Genomic DNA, 18,698 nt, shown 5'->3' on the forward strand with positions numbered 1-18,698 from the left:
GTTTTATTTTTGGTATACGCGACGTCGCAGGGTAAACGGGTTGCCCTTTGAGTTCGAGAGGCTCGACATCCCAGACGTGGTCCTCGTTAAGCCAAAAGTCTTCAGGGACCAGAGGGGCTACTTCATGGAGACCTTTGTTGCGAAGACCTTTGAGCAGGCAGGGGTCAAGTTCAACGTTGTCCAGGAGAACCAGTCGTACTCAAGGAGGGGCGTGATCAGGGGGCTTCATTACCAGAGGGGGCAGTGGGCCCAGGCCAAGATAGTGAGGGCCGTCAAGGGGGAGATATACGACGTGGCCGTCGACATAAGGCCCTGGTCGCCCACCTTTGGAAGGCACGTGGCCGTGAGGCTGTCCGAGGACAACGGCTACGCCCTCTACATACCGAGGGGCTTCGCCCACGGCTTCCAGGTACTCAGCGAATATGCAATAGTGGTTTACCTTGTTGATAACGACTATGCCCCGCAGGCCGAGGGAGGCATAAGGTGGGACGACCCCGACATAGCTATCAGCTGGCCCATAAGCGGCCCGTTGCTCTCTGAGAAGGACGCCAGGTGGCCAACGCTGAGGGAGGCCCTGCAGGGGGGCCTCATACCGTGAGGTGATAACATGGGGGAGAGTTACCTGGTGCTGGGAACCGGCCAGCTGGGCTCCGAGCTGGTTGAGCTCCTGAGGGGCGAGAGGGAGAAGGGGAAGGACGTGGTTTACACATACCACGGCTCTGACCCCTTCGGCTTCGGCCAACAGCTTGACGTGACCAATTTCGAGCTGCTCGAGGACCTCGTAATAAAGGCCTCCCCGGACGTCATAATAAACTCCGTGGCCATGACAAACGTTGACGCGTGCGAGAGCGACAGGGCGAGGGCGCTTAAGGTCAACGCTGAGGCGGTAAAGCACGTGGCCAGGGCGGCGAGGGTTGTCGGCTCCTACCTGGTTCACGTGAGCACGGACTACGTCTTTGACGGGACGAAGGGGCTGTACAGGGAGGACGAGGAGCCGAACCCAATAAACTACTACGGTCTCACGAAGCTCCTGGGCGAGGCGTACGCCCTCTCCTACGACGACTCCCTAGTGGTCAGGACCTCGGGGGTCTTCAGGGACAAGGGCTTCCCCTCGTTCGTTATCAGGCAGCTCAGGCAGGGCAGGGCAGTGAAGGCTTACGCTGGCTTCTACAGCCCAATATCGGCCAGGAAGCTGGCCGAGGCGATACTCGCGCTTGCAGAGCTCAGGAAGACCGGGATCATAAACGTGGCGGGCGAGAGGGTCTCGAGGTACCAGCTCGCCGTTGAGGTAGCCAAGGCCTTTGGACTTGACCCCTCCCCGGTAACGGAGGTCAAAGAGGTGGAGGGCTGGGTCGCCAAGAGGCCCTACGACTCCTCCCTGGACATTTCAAGGGCCAGGGCGCTGCTTAACTTCGACTTCTACAGCCTTAAGGAGAACCTGAGGCACGCGGTGGTGTGAGATGGAGGCTGTTGTGCTTCACGGCGGCCAGGGGACCAGGCTCAGGCCGCTGACCCACACGGGCCCGAAGCAGCTCATAAAGGTGGCCGGCAAGCCCGTCTCCCAGTGGGTCCTCGAGCAGGTGAGGGACGCCGGCATAAAGGACGTTATAGTTGTGCTAGGGGACAACAACCCCCAGAGGGTCGTTGAATATTACGGCGACGGCTCCTGGCTCGGCCTCAGGATAAGGTACCTCTACCAGGGGAGGGCGAGGGGGCTGGCGGACGCCGTCTACAGGGCGAAGAACCTGGTCGGCGACAGGTTCATAGTCTACCTGGGGGACAACGTGGTGCCCTACGACATTAAGAGGCTTCTCAGCTTCAGGGGGTCCGCCTCAATACTGCTGGCCAGGGTGCCCAACCCGCAGAGGTTCGGCGTCGCGGTGCTCAAGGATAACAGGGTCGTCAGGGTGGTCGAGAAGCCGAGGGAGCCCATAAGCGACCTTGCCCTGGTGGGAGTCTACGGCTTCACAAGGGAGGTCTTCGATGTCTTAGAGGGGTTAAAGCCCAGCTGGAGGGGCGAGCTTGAGATAACGGACGCGATACAGGGCCTCATAGACAGGGGCAGGGAGGTGACCTATGACGTCGTTGACGGCTGGTGGAAGGACACGGGGACGCCCGAGGACATACTGGAGGCAAACATGGTGCTGCTGGACAGGCACGCCACGAGGTCAATAAAGGGAGTAGTCTCCAACTCCAGGATCGACGGCAGGGTCATAGTTGAGGACGGCGCCCAGGTGGTTAACAGCAGGGTGGTGGGGCCCGCCTTCATAGGCAGGGGCTCTGTCGTCAGGGACTCCTACCTGGGGCCCTACACCATGGTCGGGGACGGCTGCACTGTAGAGGACTCCGAGGTTGAGAACTCCGTCATACTTGACGGGGCAAGTGTGGCTGGCGTCTCGCTGAGGGACTCTATAATAGGCCAGGGGTCCAGGGTGGCCAGGGGAAACGGGAAGCCGAAGGCCATGAGGTTAATAGTCGGCGAGAGCTCCGTGCTCGAGGTGTGAGGCTTGACTGAGACCGTCAGGGTTGCGGTGCTCGGAGGGGCCGGCTTCATAGGCTCGGCTGTCGTGAGGGAGCTCAACAGGAGGGGGATGAGGCCCCTCGTGTTTGACCTGCTCACCTACGCTGGAAGGCCTGAGAACCTCCAGGGAACCGACCACGAGTTCGTCAGGGGCGACATAAGGGGGCCGGAGCTCCACGAGGCCCTCTCCAGGTTCAGGCCTGAGGTTATAATTAACCTGGCCGCGGAGACCCACGTGGACCGCTCCATATACTCCCCCCAGGACTTCGTGACGACCAACGTAATTGGAACCATCAACGTGCTTGAGGCCGCCAGGAGGCTTGGGGCCAGGCTGCTCCACGTGTCAACCGACGAGGTCTTCGGGGATGCCTCAGTATATGGCTGCGCTGATGAAAGCTCGCCGCTCAGGCCGTCGTCGCCTTACAGCGCTTCAAAGGCCTCCGCGGAGCACTTCGTGTTCGCCTACGTCAGGACGTATGGGCTCGAGGCGCTGGTGGCCAGGCCTTCAAATAACTACGGGCCGAGGCAGCACCCTGAGAAGCTCATACCTAAGGCCATAATCAGGACGCTCCTGGGCCTTGAAGTGCCTGTCTACGGCTCTGGGCTGCAGAGGAGGGACTGGATGTACGTTGAGGACACGGCGAGGCTGCTGGTAGACCTCGCCTTAAAGGGGGAAGCCGGGAGGGGCTACAACCTGCCCGGGGGGCGCGTGGCCGCCAACCTGGAGATACTGAAGCTCATAGGGAGGGCCCTGGGAAGGGAGGTGAAGATTAAGCACGTGGAGGACAGGCCCGGCCACGACGTTGAGTACTGCATGAGGCCAAGCTTCAGCTACTGGACCACGCCGCTGGAGGACGGCATTGGAAGGACCGTTAAGTGGTACATTGAAAACCAGGAGTGGTGGAAGCCGCTGTTAGGTGAGAAGTTCTTCATAAACGAGGTTCCATGGAGATCTATAAGCTGAGGCCGCCTTTCAGCCTCAGCGCTCAAATAACTTGCCTAAGATGGGTTCACGTATAAAGAGTGCAAGTAACGGTGCATTGATACGTTAGGGCTCAAGAGCTTCTGACCGCATATAAGGTGCCAACCGCTGGCTTTTCGGTCTTGAAGGGGCCCGTGACAGTGACCTTAAATCCGAGCGTCTCTAACCTACTCTTAAGGATTTCGTATCCATAATGATACTCCATCATGATCTGCTTGAAGCCAGCTATTTGATCGCTGCACAATACAGCTTCATACTCGCAGCCCTCGCAGTCCATCTCAAGCACGTCGAAAGGACCAAACTTCTCTACAATATAGTCAAAGGTACATAGAGGCACCTCAACAGATTCTAGCGCACCTGATGCCATTGAAGCGTTGCCGTGCGTGGGGTCTTCTTTATTAGGCTCATCGAATGTATAGTAGGCGTCGTAGGTCACCAGGAAGGTCCTATGGACAGGACGCTTTGGAAGGGCTATGTTGCCCGACTTCCGGCTTATCCCGCAGTTAAGTAAAATGATCTTATCGGAAAGGCCGTTAGCCTCAACGTTATACTTGGCCATTTCAAAGGCCCAGGGGGAGGGCTCAACGGCGATTACCTTCTTCGCCCCCCTCGCTGCGAACATTAATGGCGAGTCCCCAACATACGCGCCTATCACTAGGACGTTCTTATTGCTCACGTCGAGCTTCTCGTAAGTTTTGACTGCATCGTAAAACGTGAGCAGATCATGCGTCCTTAGCGAGTAGGTTCTCCCGCCATAGAGGAACTTCAAAGTGTAGTTAGTAGACTCGTCATAATTGTCAAGCAGCTGAACTGGCCCCTCATTCAAGAGCTTGATCAGTGCAGTAAGGATTCCAATCTCATTAAGAGGGGCTACAATCCTCTTACCATTATGACCTACTACTATCTCGTTGTTTTCCTTCTTGAGATAAACATACTGAACGCCAGGTTCTGCAAGAAGGTGAGCTAACGCGCCTACGTCTCTTTTCTCGCCACAGAGCTCTACGCCCGATCTTTCCTTAGCGCAGCCTTTTCCTTTAATCAGAAGATTTAGCAGCACCAGAGGCCAATTAGTATAGGCCTTTTTATATATTTTTATTACATTAATTAATCCTTTGACTCTGCTCATCGGCTTCAATGTTTAACGCTCCTCTTAAAATATCACAGGCTAAGGCCATTAAAATTTTCTCAGTTTTATTTTTATGATTTAAGATTTATAATATTTAAAGCACTTTAATAACGGTCATCAATTAACATTTTAGAATAATTAAAATAATTACTCATTGTTTTCTTTAATTTTACAACTAATCGCAAAGCTGTCAATATCGTCCTGTTAAAAGCTTTACTATACTATTACTATTTATCCTACTTACACCTAGAGGTGGATGAAAAGATAGTTTTACCAAATCTTATCTTAATTAAGACTTCTATGCTATACGGAAACCTCAATTAGTATAGATGTATCAAGCTCACAAACTTTAAATAAAGAGAAGTTTTTAATAGTCCCCGTCACATTTCTTTTTAGATCACGCATGCCTGTCACATACAACATCTCAAGTATTACACAAAGGACCAAAATTCATATAGGTTACGGACGTAACGCCAGGTGCTCCTTCTGCTACTACAGGGCCCTGATACACAACCCTAACTTGCCTGTAAAGCTCATTAACGACCAGCTGAGGCTCGCCTACAGGCTCGGCCACAGGGACATAGACTTCACCGGTGGCGAGCCAAGCACAGTGCCTCACATAGAGAATTCCATTGCCTACGCGAGGGAGCTGGGCTACAGGAGAATAAGCTTCATAACTAACGGCATAGTCCTCGCGGACGAGAGAATCTACAAAAAGTTCATTGATGCTGGCCTCAACGAGACCCTCTTCTCGCTGCACGCTGCAAGGAGGGAGACCCACAACACCCTCGTGGGCATACCGGGCGCCTATGACAGGATAACAAAAGCCATGAGAGTCGCCATGGACCTCGGGGTCATCAGGAGGACAAACATTACCATAACAGCACAGAACTACAGGGAGCTGCCAGAGTACGCTGACATAGTCCTCAAGTATGAGCCGGAGAACGTAAACTTTATCTTCTTCAACACGTGGACCACGAAGGACGTTGAGATAAACAGGCACTTAGTAAGGTACACAGAGGCCATGCCATACCTCATTAAGGCCATAGACGTCTTAGAGAAGGCAGGCGTGAAGATAGCCGTTAGGTATATTCCTTACTGCGTAGTCCCCGAGCCCTACAGGAAGTACGTGGTGACTTCTCGCTGAGGCCCCACGACCCATATGAGTGGGCCTTCCCGTTCGCGATGTTCTCAGAAACTATAGCCTATAAGTACACAGAAACCAAGAACCCAAACATAAATGTCGAGCTGTAATGGCTAAAGTTCGTGAACAAGTTGAGGTTGCGGCTTTTGAGGGGGGTTGGCGTCCTCAAAATTGGCGATCTTATGAGTAAAGTTAAGATAAGGCTCTACGAGAAGAGATTCACAGAGTTAGTCGATATGATGGCACATATCGAAACGTGCGACTTATGTAAACTTAGAAGTTTATGCGACGGAATAAAGCATGAATATCTACAATTATTTGGAGGGGCGGAGTTTAAGGGGGTAACCTGGTGAGCAGAGTTACAGTAATAGTGATCGCCCATGATAGAAGGCAGTTCTTGCCAGATGCGCTTAGGTCGATAGTCACGCAGACTAGGAGACCTTATGACGTTATCGTTGTTAAAAACTTCAAGGACGACCAAATAGATGAGTACATAGAAAGGTCAGGCTTTACGTCAATTCTCCTAAGTGATGAAAGAGGAGGAGCAAAATATGAAAGAGGCTTAAGGGAGGCCGACACTGATCTTGTAGCCTTTTTGGACGACGACGACTATTATTTAAATCGAAAACTGGAGGTCGCTCTTGAGGCGTTCGAAAAAACTGCTAACCTAGGCTTTTACCACCACAATGTAGTCATAGTCGATGCCAAAGGGATTGAGCTCCCATGTACGACAGATATAGCTTATTATTGTGAGAAGAAACTGAATAAAAAGATTTTTTTAAATAATAACGATAAATATTTAAAAATCGACTGCATCTCTCATCATGGCGATCCCCTTTTCTGGCTTGGATTCAACTCAAGCTCAATAGTTATGAAGAGAGACGCTATTCTTCCTTTCCTCGATGTCCTAAAGAAGCTATATTATGCGCAGGACGGGCTTTTCTTGATCTCTGCTCTAGTTTCGCCTTACGCCCTACTTCATGATCCGATTGAGCTGACGGCCTACAGGGTTCACGGTTCTCAAACCACGAGGTCGTACAATGACCTCGATTCTTTAATAAGTATATCCAAACGGACGATAAATGACTACGAAGTTCTATCAGACCTTATAAGCGAGCTTGGTCTCCATAATTTAATCAATTTAAGTAAAACAGAGTTTAAGAGGTCTTATGATTGGTCTAGATTGTATTATGGGGTCTCCTTAGGAGACTCGGATCTTGTACGAGAGGCTATTAAAGAACTGCTTAATGATAAAGAGAATAGAAGGAACTTTGCGAAGTCTACAAAGTTAAAGTTTAAGATTTTTTATATGTCCCTATCAGTTCCGATTATTTCAAAAGTTCTTATAAACTATGCTGCCACAAGAATTTTGAGAGTTAGTATAAAGGATTTACAGTCGTTAAGACGCAAGATAAAAGGGGATGTCATTAATAATGTTTAGGGCCTTTCATAAGTCATAAGTAATTTAAGTAATTAATATGTGCATTTGCGTTATAACAAAAATAAATTGGGGCGTTAGTAGCCCTGCCTCTGGAGCTCCTCCTCAATTGCCCTCCTGGCCCTCTCGACGACTAACCTGAAGTCCCACCTCCTCGCGGTCTCAAGGCCGCCTTGGGCCAGAGACCGCCTCAGCTCCCTGTTGTCAAGAACCTGCACCAGGAGGTCTGCTATCTCGCTGGGATCAAAGGTCTTAGCTACCACGGCGTTGTAGCCGTTCACCATGTAGTCCATGTTCCCTTTAGCGTTGGTGCTTACAACGGCGGTCCCGCAGGCCATGGCCTCAAGGGGAGGCAGGCCGAAGCCCTCGGCCCTAGAGGTAAATAGGAAGACGTCAGAGGAGCTGTAGATCCTCGCAAGTTCCTCATCACTTACGCCGCTCCGGTAGAACACATAAGGGAACTTCGGCCTGAACTTAAGCCTAAACTCGTCCTCGGTGAACTCTGATATCACAAGCACCTTAAACTTAGTCCTCATAGCGGCTAAGTTCAGCGCCTCAACCGTAATGTCAGAACCCTTAAGTCTCTGCCGGCGCAGAATTACGCTTACCAATGGCTTCGTCGCCTCTCGTGACTTTTCTGGGGTAAAACGTGTCAAGGTCTATTCCATTGCCTATGTAATATATTTTCGCCGAAGGGTTTTCCGACTTTACGATTTCAGTTGTATAGGACGAAATTGAGAGGAAGCCGAGGGGCGCCCTTAAGACGGCCTTAAATAGCCTGAGCCCAGCGTTACCCAAAGACTCAGCTACTAGCTCAGGGAAGTCCTGGAGGAGGATCATGGGCTTAGTGTCGCTCTGCAAGGCTATGAATGCCGTCGGAAACCACGTAGCAATGGCGACGTCAACGCCCTTTAGTAGCCTGAGCAGCGCGTGGTGCTCGTCAAGCCTGAAGCCCGTTAGCCTCTGAATCACAAAGTCTAATGTAGGTAGACCGGCCTTGCCCTTGCGGCCCAAGACCCTTTTGCCGAAGTTCAACAGCGAACTTAATATGGATGGCATTTTGGGCTTACTATAGGGACCCTGTACTGGGGCCACGGATTACCTGGCTCTGGGGAGACGACCTTAGAATCGAAATGTTTTCCTAGAGCGCTGGCCAACGTGAGTGCCACACGTATGCCGCCGGCTATGAAGAGGCCAGGGACGATGAAGGCAATTTTATGCCTCTGTTCTGCATGCAACGCGCCTGAAGCCTAGGAACTATGTGGCCTGGTGGTAATATAAGTACATTTTATGGTTTTGATGTGCTTCTTAATGGCAGAAATTGCCTTATAATAATACAGGTATCGCGGGCACTGGCGTCTCTACAACTATTATTATATTTGTTGTGTTGTACTAAATACTAACTTTATGGCCGCCCTTTTAGGAACACTTTAATACATCCATGCTAATTCAAAATCAATAAGGGCTACAGGTTACATGAATTCAACGGATGATTTGCAGGTCTCAGTCATAGTTACCGCCCACGGCCGTAGGAGGTACCTTCCCCACGCGCTGCGAAGCCTTGAGGCGCAGACCCTCCCAAGGGACAGGTTCGAGGTAATAGTTGTCAAGAACTTCGAGGACAGGGAGAGCGACGAGATAATAAGGAGGAACGGCTGGAAGAACATAGTCACCGACGTCGTGCCCCTCGGCGGCAAGATAGCCATAGGGTTGGAGGAGGCAAAGGGCGACATAATAACGTTCCTGGAGGACGACGACATGTACAGGGAGGACAGGCTCTCATACATTTATAGGGCCTTTGCGTCGTTGCGTGACGTAGTTTACTTCCACAACGAGCAGGTAATAATTAACGAGGAGGGCAAAGTGATCTCTGGCAAGAGCCAGTTTCCTGCAGTCAAGGCTCGGAGGGATTTCGTCCTTAGCTCTTCCCTGCTCTCAAAAGTTGATGAGAGGCTGGGCGTCTGTTACTATCAGCTGCTCCCTCTCCTCAGGGAGTTCTGTTCATACCCTCCTCACTTCAATAACAGCTCTATTGCAGTCAGGAGGGAGCTGCTTGATAAGGAAAAATTGAAGCCTATGGAGGGGCCAGGATTTGATCATATGCTTTTCGCCTTAGCCCTGAGGCCCAGGGACGAGCGCTCGGTCCTCTACCTTACAGGCGAGCCGCTCACATATTATAGGGTCCACGGCAACAGCTTTTCCGCTAAGGCCTATGGCAAGATTAAGGCCTCCCATTTTAAGGACCCGAGGCTAGTTGAAAGGATGATGTGGCTTCTTAAGGTGAACAGAGGGGTCAGCTGCGTGGCTGAAGAGCTCCCAGAAGGGTGTAAGTGTAACAATTATGAACTCTCTGCAACCCTCGTAAGGCTGGAGGCCCTGTACCTTCCAACGCGGCTTGCCAGGGAGCTCTCACAAAGCTTAGTGTTGCGGCCCTCCGAGCTTCTCAAGTATCTTCGCTGCGGTCTGGTCAACTCGGCGCTGTCGAAGGAAAGAAGCGTCACTTCGTTAGTTATACGCGAAGCGCGGTCACTGATGTACACGACGCTCCCCTACGTGTTGGCCTTCATAGATAGGATAGCCCCTCACGGCTCCGACGTCCCCTTACGCCTTAGAATGATGCTTGAAGCGGTAAGGGCAAGGCTCGGGGCGAGGCTTAGGCTTTCTCGCTAATAAATGCATTGAATTTTTAATTACGCGTTCCTAGAAGCAGTAGTTCCTGGTAAGGCCTTTTGCAGGTCTCAGTCATAGTTACCGCCCACGGCCGTAGGAGGTACCTTCCCCACGCGCTGCGAAGCCTTGAGGCGCAGACCCTCCCAAGGGACAGGTTCGAGGTAATAGTTGTCAAGAACTTCGAGGACAGGGAGAGCGACGAGATAATAAGGAGGAACGGCTGGAAGAACATAGTCACCGACGTCGTGCCCCTCGGCGGCAAGATAGCCATAGGGTTGGAGGAGGCGAAGGTTAACAGAGTTAAGTGGTTGCTAAATTTAGCCAAGTAGCATAGCTTTTGGCATAGCTTTGTGAGTAAGGAGCTTCTGCAGGAATGCGCCTGTAACGCCTATAGCTTCTCGTCAACTATTGCTAGGTTAGAGGCCTATACGTGCCAATGCCGCTAGCGAGAACGTTATCTCAAAGCTTGACGCCCTCAGTCGGTGAGCTCGCAAAGATCGCTAAGTGCGCCGTGACGAACTTTGCTTTGTCGTCGAGCAAGGAAAGCGTAAAAATATCAGGTACCCTGAGATTTCTTGCATTCCTTTTTATGCCTTATGTTTTGGCACTCGTGGACAGAGCCTTTCCTCACAATTCTGGCGTTCCCTTGTATGTTAGAAGGGTGCTGAGCTTCTTAAGGTCAAGGTAGATTAATCCCTTTAGGGTTTGATGGAAAGCAAAGCAAAAAACGCGCCCTATCACTCTAACGTTGAGGGTTAGATGCAAACAATAACAGCAATCATTACAGTACACAAGAGTAGAAAGCAGTATCTGCCTCAGGCCCTGGCCTCAGTGCTGGCTCAGGAGACGGGGAACTTTAAGCTGGAGACAGTTGTTGTTGCAGATTACGAGGATGACACAAGTGGCCTCGCCACGGGCGTCAGGTGGGTCTCCGTAGACAATGAAAGCCTTGGAGCAAAGATAGCCGAGGGCATAGAGGAGTCAAAGGGTGATGTAATTGCCTTACTGGAGGACGACGACGTGTGGCTGCCGGGCAAGTTGAGGTTCGTGGCTAGTCGCTTTAAGGAGGTGAGGGGCCTCGCGTTCCTTCATCACCTCTACCTCACGACCTATGACGACCTGACCCCGATTACTAAGACTATTAGGGGGTGCTACGAAAGAGTCCTCCTTGACCCGTCGAGGGGAGCGCGCAACCTTAAACTGTTGTACCCTTACTGCGTCGCTAACAACAGCTCCATAGCGATCTCAAGGGAGGCGGCCGAGGGCATTATTGAGGGCCTCAGGAGGATCCCTGGGGCCTCCGGCGTCGACAGGTTCATATTCGCTGGCTCATTAGCTTATGGCCCCGCGCTCCACGAGCCAAGGGTATTGACTCTCTACAGGAGGCCTGGCCTTTTACCAGGCCGAGGTAAGCCCGCGGGTCTGACCGAGGAGGGCCTCGAGTACTTAAAGTGGTCGAGGATTGCGTCATGCGGCGATCTCGTGGCAATTGCTGAGGGGGCCAGGATCCTGGCCCGTGCTAAGCTCATGGGTATTGCTAGGTTTTTTGAGAAATATGCCATATCCTCGGCAATTTCATGCTCATTGGCTCAGTTAGCTCTTAGCAAGAAAGGCGCGAAGCCTGGTGAGGCCTATTGGAGCTTTGGAAGGGCGCTGCTGGAGGGAGCCTTTATGCTGACAGGGCCCGCGCCGTTCCTTGACGGCATACTGTCTTTATTAGCGCCCTTTAAGACTTTTGACAAATTAATCATGCCGGCGTTAGCCCTGCTTCATAGGCCTAGAAGGTAAGGCAAATTAAATTGATAGAAGGCTTCACCACTCTTGGGTTATCATTTATTGAGCTTCGATACGATATCGTGTGAATAATGGAAGAACCACCTCGCAGGATCAGGCGAGTACTGAATAAGGGACTCGCCTATGAGCAGCGACCTTGTCACAGAGTCCTGGCTATTTGAAAACAGCTTTGCTATAAGTGGCACTAAACTTATCGTCGGAAGTTGTATGTTAAGTAGCTTATGTTTAGTAGGTAGGGAGGCTATCCCTAGGGTTCTCATAATGAAATTCTTGGCGCAAGATATACGTCCTATGTCTACATAGCTGGCCTCTTGCAGTAACGCCAGGTCCATCAAATAGTGAATATAAGTCGTAATCCATTTCCCGCGTAGTCCAGTCAGTTGATGGTAACGACCTGGAGTGCTAACTCCCTTTAAGGTTAATATCTTAGGGGTTATATATAGGTCTCCTTGATCAATCAGTGAAATATAGAAAAGCCAGGGGTCGATATAGATAAGATGTTTTAATATATTAAGCCTTTTTCAACTATCTCCTTTTTAATAGCGTGATTGCTATTAAAAAGGGGCCCAAGTAACTGTTATCAAAAGATCGGTCACCCTTCTCTTTGCACAGCCTTGAATTAGCATATCATGATATAGTAATGCTCCCTTGGTCCAAGGTAAACTCCTTTATCATCAATATAACCATAGTCATTATGAAAATAAACTAAATTTTATGACTAATAAACGTCCTATGTATAAACTTTAATCGATCGGCATCGTAAACGTCATCGTCCTCTAAAATAGTAATGATCTCCCCTCTGGCTTCTTCTACCCCTACGGCTACCTTGCCTCCAATGTGCGGTTCCAAAGTAACTATATTTTTCCATCCGTTTCGCTTAACTATACTGTCTATATAATAATCTTCGTAAGGCTTAACAACTATTACATCAAATAACGCTTTATCCAAGCTCTGCTGCTCTAAGCTCCTTAGCGCTCTTGGAATGAAATTCCTCCTTTCGTGAGCTAATACTATAACTGATATGAAAGGCTCTGGCACTGCGTGCTCCGCTAAATCTTCCAAAGTTGAGGTTATATTTATTTACTCATTCTCTAAAAAGCGCATGTAGAACCCTAAATTTACAGAAGCTCCTTGTAAAAATGTTCTAAGCTATCAACTATCCTTTCTTGATTCCATTTAGCCAAGGCAGCTTCCCTTGCTCTTAAGCCCATGTCTCTTAGCTCCTCCCTTGATATAGAACTTGTCTCTATCAAAGACCTCGCAAATTCCTCCACGTTGTACACGTTGACGTGAAATCCCGTTACCTTATCCTCTACCTGCTCGACAAGCCCTCCGTTACCTTTGGTGACAACAACGGGCCTTCCAGAGAGCATGGCCTCTGTGACAACCCTTGACCAGGTATCAAACACCATGGTTGGAACAACTACAACGTCAACGTCCCTGAGCAGCTCCTTAAGCGAGGAGGCGTAGTTCTCAAAGGACGCCCAACCGGTTAGCTCCACCTTATCCCTTATCCCCAGCTCCCCTACTAACCTTACAACGTTGGGGCTTGCGAGCCCGCCGTATATCTTAAGTCTTAGCCTAGGGTTTGCTTTGATGGCCAGGGCAAAGGCCTTGATCAGCTGGAAGACGCCCTTACCCTCGTCGGGGTAGCTCAGGTAGGCGAAAGTGAAGGCGTCGGAGGACTCATAAGGTGAGTACTCTATATTGTAAGGCATTAAGGCGTTAATATAAACGACCCTTATCTTGGCCCCTTCATAACCTGCCTTTACGAGCAGCTCTTTGGTAGACCTGCTTACAGCCAAAACTGCGTCGGACCCCATTAAGTTCCTCCTGATCCACGACCTCTTCAGCTTCCAGTAGAGGGCCTCCCCCAGGGCAAAGGCCTTTCTCGGCCCTCTCCTCCTGCTGTAGATGCACTTGGCGGCCTCCAGCACGCTTGAGGTGCAGCCGCAGGCGTTGTAGCCATAGGCGTTAAAGTAGCATATGGGCCATGGGTACTGAACGGTGATCGCACTCTTAACGCCCTGACCGTGAGCAAGGTAGGCCAGCTCATGCATGGCGTTCATTGAGTGGACTATGGAGTCCTTAGATGGGTTGATGGCGTTCAAGGCTTTTCTCGCATAAGTTGGAAGGTTGACAGCCGCCTCATAACCAAGGGGCTTAAATGAGGGGGGCCTAGGAAGAACGTTGAACTCTGAGGGAAAGGTTGTCCACAATCTAACTTCATGTCCCCTCTCTCTAAGCTTTTGGAAAATCACTTTTGCGGTGGCGTAGGTACCTCGTTGGTTGGTCTCTATAACTAGATTAACGTTAAGACTCTCCAATTTTCTGTCGCCAAGCTATAGGTCATTAACTTTAAGTTTTAAATGTTACCAATACCTATAAGAAACCTCTTCTATAGAGCTTCCTAGTACAGTGTACAGTACAAAAAGAGCCTCGGCCTGCCTCCGCTTGAGGTCATGGCTTGCAGCACGCCAGTAGTTATGACCAAGAACCTGGGATTCCTCTCCTACGCTAGGCATGACTATAACAGCCTGATAGTAGAGGAAAGGAGCCTGGAGTCAGCGACGTCTACAGTCTCACAGCTCCTTGACAACCCGGCCTTAGCTGATGAGCTTTCCCTTAGATGAGCTTTCCCTTAATGCTAGGAGAACCGCGGCTAACTTCAGGTTTGAGGACTTCATGAAGAGGTTTAAGGCGTGCATAGGTCTCTCTTAATAGGCCTTATTTAACATAGGAGGTCAAAGGAACTTGGTAATTATATTGATCAACCTATCAACGTATGCGCCAAGCGAGAATCGCTGCGCGGCACTTCTCATCAGGCTCGCCTTCTCATAGTCCCAGAACTCGACGGCCTTTTCAACCTTATCTATGGCTTCATCAATGCTGTTGAACATGTACTCCTCAGGCGCGTAATCTAAGTGCCTCAACCCTCCTGACGACAGGCAGGGCTCTGGCAGCCATGCCTTCAACAACCGCTATTCCAAAGCCCTCAACAAACATGTTAGCGTTGAAGTAGACCTGAGAAGTCTGAAGGTACGCCTTCTTAGTCGGCTCGTCCGCGTTTGGAATTACCTTAACGTTGCGCAGGAGCCTTGAAAGCTCCGTGAGCGAGCTGACGTTTTTGACGGAGCCCATAACTACGAACTCGTAGTCAAGGGAGGAGGCTACCTCCTTAATTACCTTAAGCATGTAGTCGTCCAGCCTATGGACAACGACGATCCTTTTGGGCCTTGGAGAATAGGGCCAGTCGTCATACCCTTTCTACGTGAACTGGTGGATGAAGGATCTTAACGTTGGTGAGCCCAAAAGGGCTCTTGGCCCCTGCCATAGTGAACGTGGAGTTCACCAGGACAAGCCTGCTATTCTCCTTCGCTTTTCCAGCCTTTCCAAGGAACTCCCTCCTGACCCCCACTGAGGGAAGAGCTTCAGCTTGGCCTTAGCGCTGCTCCTGAAACCGTAGTCTATGTTGAACTGATGAAAGTAAATTATGTCGGTGTTCACGGGCTACACGTCGCCATGAAAGTTAAACCTTGACTCGCAATCGGAGGGAAAGGACTGAAGAGCGTCCAGTATTATATTAGCTGTGGAGGTCGGTAGGGGCCTCCTGAGAGCTACCTGCACACTTCCCATGGACAGAAGCCTCCTTAAGAACCAGCTGCTTACTCGCCTGGTGACCAGCGTCACGCGAAAGCAGCCATTCATCGCAGTGACTCAACAGTGTTAAGGACAATTAGCTGGATGCCGCCAGCGCCTCGGCGTCGTCTAACAACAGCAAGCAAACGTTTAAGCCCCACCGCCCGAAGGCTACGCCTCAGCTTTAATTTAATTTCTGCCAGGCTTTAGCAGGTTTATAATGGGTTCAAAACCTCGGTGGCTGCAGTGGTGTTTCAAGGCCTCTGTCTCTACGGCACGGTGCTGAACTCAGTTAACACAGTCGAGGCCTCCGTCAGGAGCGTCTACAGGCCCGACGCGGAGATAGTCGTTGTAGACGGAGGCTCAAGGGACGGAACCTACGAGAGGCTCCTTGAGATTGCCAAGGACTACAACGTGAAGGTGTACAGGCTGCCTGGATCCACCAGGGGCAGGGGCAGGGACTACGCGCTGCGCATGTGCCCAGAGGGCTCCTACGCGGCATACTTTGACCTTGACGACGAGTACAACGCTTACTTCCACAGGGCTATAGAGTGGGGGATGGCCACTGGCAGCCAGAGGCCTCTGCCATACCTTGCGAAGAGGGACTACGCGGTTGCCAGGGGAGGCTGGAGGGACCTCAACTACGCCGAGGACATAGAGTTCTTCACGAGGGTCGGCTTCGACTTTCACGTGCCGGTGCTGTTCAGGAGGCCTTTATCAAGGCCTCATGGAGGGCGCCCGCTGGGAGACGCTAGGCGTTACATGAGAGGTACCCTTAGCGCGGTCTCTAGGTCTGTAAGAAACGTCATTGACCTAATTAGAGGCAATGGGTTTAAATATAGCGAGTTTGCGTCCCTGCCTTACATAAGGCGAAGGCCTTACCTCCTCGTGGCCCCAGTCCCGCTGATTTATACTGTGGCACTAGTCAAAGGCATATACAGGTACGACCCGCTACTTAACAACTATGACTTAATGTTTAAGTACATGGTTAGCGGGCTCGTGGACCCAATTAAGGAGGTCGGGGCCGACGGCGACCATGCGGTGTTCTCAGTACTTCTCTCAACAGCCAGCAGACTAGGTCTTAACTGGGTAGTTGCAAAGGTCAGGTCAGCTAACCTTAAGCCCTACACATGCGGCCAGGGCGACTCAAAGGTGTTGGTAGGCGTGGCCTCCAGTGAGGCCCTGGCATCAGTGGGCTTCAGGGACTGCGCCGAGGTGGATTCGCCATGACAAGGATTTCCGTCGTCGTCCCCACCCTGTGCAGGCCTGAGCTCAGGGACCTACTCTCGTCCCTGGGCCTGCAGAGGAGGCGGCCGGACGAGGTGATTATAATATATGCATGCGAGACGGCAAGGCTTAGACCCCTGGTGGAGGACGAGCCCCTGCCCATACAGGCCTACTCCCAGAGGGGCGTTGGGGTCACGGAAGCTGTCAACCAGGGCCTGGAGTCCGCCGAGGGGGAAATCATAGTAATCGTAGATGATGACGCTGTGATTCCCTCCTCCCTCCTGCTGAAGTACGAGGAGCTTTTGGGAAAGCTGCCCAGGGCCTTCGCCGGGGCGTGCAGCCGCGACATACTTTATGAGAGGGGCAGGGGTCCCGTGAAGGGTCCCGACGACAGCGCCCTCGTAAAGCTCTACAGGAGGCTCTACGTGGCTAACCTAGTGAAGCCCTACCCAGGCCTTGAGGTATTTGCAAGGGGCGTCTTCGTTGACAGGGGGCTGAGGGTCAGGCACGGGCCCTGCATACCTGATGGCGACTGCATATCCCTCCCCTTCAGGGCCGTAAACATGGCTCTTAGAAAGGAGGCGGTTGATGGCTTGAGGCTCCCAGAGGACAAGGACCTGGGGGCGGCGAGGGGCTTCGAGCAGCTGCTGGGGGTAATGCTGGCAGCAAAGGGGTACCTCTACGCATACACGTCGGACAACCCAGTTTACCACCTTCACCACACCAGCATCTCAAGGTCCCATAGGTCAGAGGCCGAGGAGAGGGCCATGAGGAGGTACATGGCTGAGGCCCTGAGCAGGCTAAACGGATGAGAGGAAGTCAAGGAGCCTTGAGGCCTGCTCGTCCCACGTCGGGAGCTTGGCCCTGCCTGAGAAGGGTCCCCTGGCCCTCCCCGCAAGGTTTGCTACAGCCTCGCCGAGGTCAATGCCTGGGATCGCCAGGGCCAGCGGGTACCCCTTCAGCGCCGCCGCCAGGATGCCCTCAAGCGACTTGGGGGTGGCAACCAGCGGCAGCCCCGCTGAGAGGTAGTCCATCACCTTCATGTGAACCCCTGTGCCCGAGACGTTAAGCGCTACGGCCACGTCAGCAGAGCAGAGCAGGTCATCAAGGTCGTCAACGAAGCCCACGTAGAGGACGCTGTCCGAGAGCCACCCTGGCCTCATGTCAGAGCCCCCCGCGACCACAAAGACGACGCCATGCTTACCTCTGCTCCCCCTGCTCATGGTCAACAGCGCCCTGAGCGCGTCCATGTTAGGGCCGTACCTCAGGCTGCCATGCATGACAGCAACGACCTCCCCCTCCCTTACCCCCCACGAAGAAAGGACTGCTCTTAGCTTACCTCTCCCCCTGCAGCTGACCTCCCTCAGGCCCGGCACGAGCACCAGCTGCCTCTCGGCCTTAACCCTGTAGAGCCTCCTGGCCTCCTCAAGGACCCGCTCGCTGATTGCAACCACCGCGTCCGCGCTCTCATACATGGCCCTCTCGAAGGGGACCACCGAGGCCCTGCACGCAAGCCCCCCGCACACCTCAGCCTCGTTGCCGTGGCTGTCATATACAAGGGGCACCCCGGACAGCCCTGAGGCGAGGAGAGCCCACCTGTTGATGCCGTACACGTGTTCAGCAATGATGAAGTCGGAGCCCCTGGCCGCCTCCGTTATTGCGGCCAGCGAGCTCATGCCTCCGGCCCAGGCAGCAGCCCTACCTGGGAGCGGCCTGACGACCTTGAGCTCTGAGGCCCAGGCGAGCCTCTCGGGGTGAGCGGCCCCCTGCGTTACGAGCCTGACCTCAGCCTTCCTGGCGACCCTCGAGTACAGCTCGTAGGTCCTGGCCTGCTGCCCCTTCCCAGGCACGGAGAGGTCCGTGTCGTCAACCAGGGCTATTATCAAGTTTTCAACCCTACGCTGACAACATATCGCTGCAAGAATATAGCCTATGTTCTTGCAGGCCCTTTATATGCAGGAGTCTCTTTTGAGCAAGCATAGCACTGTGCCAGAGGAAACAGAGGTTAATAGAGTTCACTCTTTGGCATGACACGTTTCATCGAATAATCATACTAAAATTTCCGTTTCATATTATGTTCATATTTCATATCATATCATATATATATCATATATATAGCTGCTACGCAACGGGAAAGGCCTTATCCGAATAGGGCAA

General features: G+C 52.0%; 22 protein-coding genes. 13 read left to right on the plus strand and 9 right to left on the minus strand.

The annotated features are described in order from the left end of the window. The first annotated feature begins 40 nt into the window (after positions 1 to 40). Genes rfbC through ACZ5OO_RS07580 form a run of 4 tightly spaced genes read left to right on the plus strand, consistent with a single transcriptional unit; the run spans position 41 to position 3,485 of the window. Positions 41 to 598: a dTDP-4-dehydrorhamnose 3,5-epimerase gene (gene rfbC, locus ACZ5OO_RS07565; RefSeq protein ID WP_464078167.1), complete on the plus strand. Its 558-nt coding sequence runs from the start codon at positions 41 to 43 to the stop codon at positions 596 to 598. A 9-nt stretch (positions 599 to 607) separates the two neighbouring features. Further along, positions 608 to 1,459, plus strand: a complete 852-nt coding sequence (locus ACZ5OO_RS07570; protein WP_464078168.1) for an SDR family oxidoreductase — start codon at positions 608 to 610, stop codon at positions 1,457 to 1,459. 1 nt (position 1,460) lies between these two features. Continuing rightward, positions 1,461 to 2,504 (plus strand): glucose-1-phosphate thymidylyltransferase, encoded by a 1,044-nt coding sequence (locus ACZ5OO_RS07575; RefSeq protein ID WP_464078169.1) that lies wholly within the window; start codon positions 1,461 to 1,463, stop codon positions 2,502 to 2,504. Positions 2,505 to 2,507: 3 nt separating this feature from the next. Further along, a complete protein-coding gene (locus ACZ5OO_RS07580) occupies positions 2,508 to 3,485 on the plus strand; it encodes a dTDP-glucose 4,6-dehydratase (RefSeq protein ID WP_464078170.1) in 978 nt (325 codons plus the stop codon). A gap of 91 nt (positions 3,486 to 3,576) precedes the next feature. Here ACZ5OO_RS07580 and ACZ5OO_RS07585 read toward each other — a convergent pair whose 3' ends face one another. Then, the gene (locus tag ACZ5OO_RS07585) at positions 3,577 to 4,629 is read right to left on the minus strand and encodes an FkbM family methyltransferase (protein ID WP_464078580.1); all 1,053 of its coding nucleotides are present in this window, start codon (positions 4,627 to 4,629) and stop codon (positions 3,577 to 3,579) included. 403 nt (positions 4,630 to 5,032) lie between these two features. Between ACZ5OO_RS07585 and ACZ5OO_RS07590 the strand changes: the two genes are divergently transcribed. From ACZ5OO_RS07590 to ACZ5OO_RS07600, 3 genes are all read left to right on the plus strand, one after another. Then, positions 5,033 to 5,776 (plus strand): radical SAM protein, encoded by a 744-nt coding sequence (locus ACZ5OO_RS07590; RefSeq protein WP_464078171.1) that lies wholly within the window; start codon positions 5,033 to 5,035, stop codon positions 5,774 to 5,776. 119 nt (positions 5,777 to 5,895) lie between these two features. Then, a complete protein-coding gene (locus ACZ5OO_RS07595; protein WP_464078172.1) occupies positions 5,896 to 6,126 on the plus strand; it encodes a hypothetical protein in 231 nt (76 codons plus the stop codon). Next, on the plus strand, positions 6,123 to 7,214 hold the full coding sequence (locus ACZ5OO_RS07600) for a glycosyltransferase family 2 protein (protein ID WP_464078173.1): 1,092 nt from the start codon (positions 6,123 to 6,125) through the stop codon (positions 7,212 to 7,214). Before ACZ5OO_RS07595 ends, ACZ5OO_RS07600 begins: the two co-directional genes overlap by 4 nt. A 74-nt stretch (positions 7,215 to 7,288) precedes the next feature. Here ACZ5OO_RS07600 and ACZ5OO_RS07605 read toward each other — a convergent pair whose 3' ends face one another. Together ACZ5OO_RS07605 and ACZ5OO_RS07610 are read right to left on the minus strand one after the other, a co-directional pair. Next, a complete protein-coding gene (locus tag ACZ5OO_RS07605; RefSeq protein WP_464078174.1) occupies positions 7,289 to 7,822 on the minus strand; it encodes a glycosyltransferase family 4 protein in 534 nt (177 codons plus the stop codon). Beyond that, positions 7,788 to 8,246: a hypothetical protein gene (locus tag ACZ5OO_RS07610; protein WP_464078175.1), complete on the minus strand. Its 459-nt coding sequence runs from the start codon at positions 8,244 to 8,246 to the stop codon at positions 7,788 to 7,790. The genes ACZ5OO_RS07605 and ACZ5OO_RS07610 overlap by 35 nt, the downstream gene beginning before the upstream one ends. A 459-nt stretch (positions 8,247 to 8,705) precedes the next feature. Between ACZ5OO_RS07610 and ACZ5OO_RS07615 the strand changes: the two genes are divergently transcribed. From ACZ5OO_RS07615 to ACZ5OO_RS07625, 3 genes are all read left to right on the plus strand, one after another. Beyond that, on the plus strand, positions 8,706 to 9,881 hold the full coding sequence (locus ACZ5OO_RS07615; RefSeq protein ID WP_464078176.1) for a glycosyltransferase family 2 protein: 1,176 nt from the start codon (positions 8,706 to 8,708) through the stop codon (positions 9,879 to 9,881). A 59-nt stretch (positions 9,882 to 9,940) separates the two neighbouring features. Next, positions 9,941 to 10,210, plus strand: a complete 270-nt coding sequence (locus tag ACZ5OO_RS07620; protein WP_464078177.1) for a glycosyltransferase family 2 protein — start codon at positions 9,941 to 9,943, stop codon at positions 10,208 to 10,210. Positions 10,211 to 10,640: 430 nt separating this feature from the next. Beyond that, complete coding sequence (locus tag ACZ5OO_RS07625; protein WP_464078178.1) at positions 10,641 to 11,669, plus strand: glycosyltransferase family 2 protein; 1,029 nt, start codon at positions 10,641 to 10,643, stop codon at positions 11,667 to 11,669. Between the two features lie 711 nt (positions 11,670 to 12,380). Here ACZ5OO_RS07625 and ACZ5OO_RS07630 read toward each other — a convergent pair. Together ACZ5OO_RS07630 and ACZ5OO_RS07635 are read right to left on the minus strand one after the other, a co-directional pair. Next, entirely contained in the window at positions 12,381 to 12,713 is a 333-nt protein-coding gene (locus ACZ5OO_RS07630; protein WP_464078179.1) for a glycosyltransferase family 2 protein, read from the minus strand. Positions 12,714 to 12,793: 80 nt separating this feature from the next. Next, complete coding sequence (locus tag ACZ5OO_RS07635; RefSeq protein ID WP_464078180.1) at positions 12,794 to 14,002, minus strand: glycosyltransferase family 4 protein; 1,209 nt, start codon at positions 14,000 to 14,002, stop codon at positions 12,794 to 12,796. A gap of 135 nt (positions 14,003 to 14,137) precedes the next feature. Here ACZ5OO_RS07635 and ACZ5OO_RS07640 point away from each other — a divergent pair, with 135 nt between their 5' ends. Continuing rightward, positions 14,138 to 14,308, plus strand: coding sequence for a glycosyltransferase (locus ACZ5OO_RS07640; protein WP_464078181.1), 171 nt, complete (start codon positions 14,138 to 14,140; stop codon positions 14,306 to 14,308). 111 nt (positions 14,309 to 14,419) lie between these two features. Here ACZ5OO_RS07640 and ACZ5OO_RS07645 read toward each other — a convergent pair whose 3' ends face one another. From ACZ5OO_RS07645 to ACZ5OO_RS07655, 3 genes are all read right to left on the minus strand, one after another. Next, positions 14,420 to 14,608: a hypothetical protein gene (locus ACZ5OO_RS07645; protein WP_464078182.1), complete on the minus strand. Its 189-nt coding sequence runs from the start codon at positions 14,606 to 14,608 to the stop codon at positions 14,420 to 14,422. After that, complete coding sequence (locus ACZ5OO_RS07650) at positions 14,583 to 14,870, minus strand: glycosyltransferase (protein WP_464078183.1); 288 nt, start codon at positions 14,868 to 14,870, stop codon at positions 14,583 to 14,585. The genes ACZ5OO_RS07645 and ACZ5OO_RS07650 overlap by 26 nt, the downstream gene beginning before the upstream one ends. Positions 14,871 to 14,931: 61 nt before the next feature. Further along, positions 14,932 to 15,093 carry a hypothetical protein gene (locus ACZ5OO_RS07655; protein WP_464078184.1) on the minus strand — a complete coding sequence of 54 codons (162 nt, stop codon included), beginning with the start codon at positions 15,091 to 15,093 and terminating at the stop codon, positions 14,932 to 14,934. A gap of 458 nt (positions 15,094 to 15,551) precedes the next feature. Between ACZ5OO_RS07655 and ACZ5OO_RS07660 the strand changes: the two genes are divergently transcribed. Together ACZ5OO_RS07660 and ACZ5OO_RS07665 are read left to right on the plus strand one after the other, a co-directional pair. After that, positions 15,552 to 16,544, plus strand: a complete 993-nt coding sequence (locus ACZ5OO_RS07660) for a glycosyltransferase (protein WP_464078185.1) — start codon at positions 15,552 to 15,554, stop codon at positions 16,542 to 16,544. Beyond that, entirely contained in the window at positions 16,541 to 17,353 is an 813-nt protein-coding gene (locus tag ACZ5OO_RS07665; RefSeq protein ID WP_464078186.1) for a glycosyltransferase family 2 protein, read from the plus strand. The genes ACZ5OO_RS07660 and ACZ5OO_RS07665 overlap by 4 nt, the downstream gene beginning before the upstream one ends. Here ACZ5OO_RS07665 and ACZ5OO_RS07670 read toward each other — a convergent pair. Continuing rightward, the gene (locus ACZ5OO_RS07670; RefSeq protein ID WP_464078187.1) at positions 17,342 to 18,427 is read right to left on the minus strand and encodes a glycosyltransferase; all 1,086 of its coding nucleotides are present in this window, start codon (positions 18,425 to 18,427) and stop codon (positions 17,342 to 17,344) included. The two genes, ACZ5OO_RS07665 and ACZ5OO_RS07670, sit on opposite strands and share 12 nt — an antisense overlap. Between the last annotated feature and the right edge of the window lie 271 nt (positions 18,428 to 18,698).

Source organism: Acidilobus aceticus, assembly GCF_055392325.1.

What these genes read in the sequence shown, in the direction of transcription:
- ACZ5OO_RS07570 (WP_464078168.1), top strand. Translation starts at nt 608, where the DNA reads ATGGGGGAGAGTTACCTGGTGCTGGGAACCGGCCAGCTGGGCTCCGAG.
- ACZ5OO_RS07575 (WP_464078169.1), top strand. Translation starts at nt 1,461, where the DNA reads ATGGAGGCTGTTGTGCTTCACGGCGGCCAGGGGACCAGGCTCAGGCCG.
- ACZ5OO_RS07585 (WP_464078580.1), bottom strand. Translation starts at nt 4,629, where the DNA reads ATGAGCAGAGTCAAAGGATTAATTAATGTAATAAAAATATATAAAAAG.
- ACZ5OO_RS07590 (WP_464078171.1), top strand. Translation starts at nt 5,033, where the DNA reads ATGCCTGTCACATACAACATCTCAAGTATTACACAAAGGACCAAAATT.
- ACZ5OO_RS07625 (WP_464078178.1), top strand. Translation starts at nt 10,641, where the DNA reads ATGCAAACAATAACAGCAATCATTACAGTACACAAGAGTAGAAAGCAG.
- ACZ5OO_RS07640 (WP_464078181.1), top strand. Translation starts at nt 14,138, where the DNA reads ATGGCTTGCAGCACGCCAGTAGTTATGACCAAGAACCTGGGATTCCTC.
- ACZ5OO_RS07650 (WP_464078183.1), bottom strand. Translation starts at nt 14,870, where the DNA reads ATGCTTAAGGTAATTAAGGAGGTAGCCTCCTCCCTTGACTACGAGTTC.
- ACZ5OO_RS07665 (WP_464078186.1), top strand. Translation starts at nt 16,541, where the DNA reads ATGACAAGGATTTCCGTCGTCGTCCCCACCCTGTGCAGGCCTGAGCTC.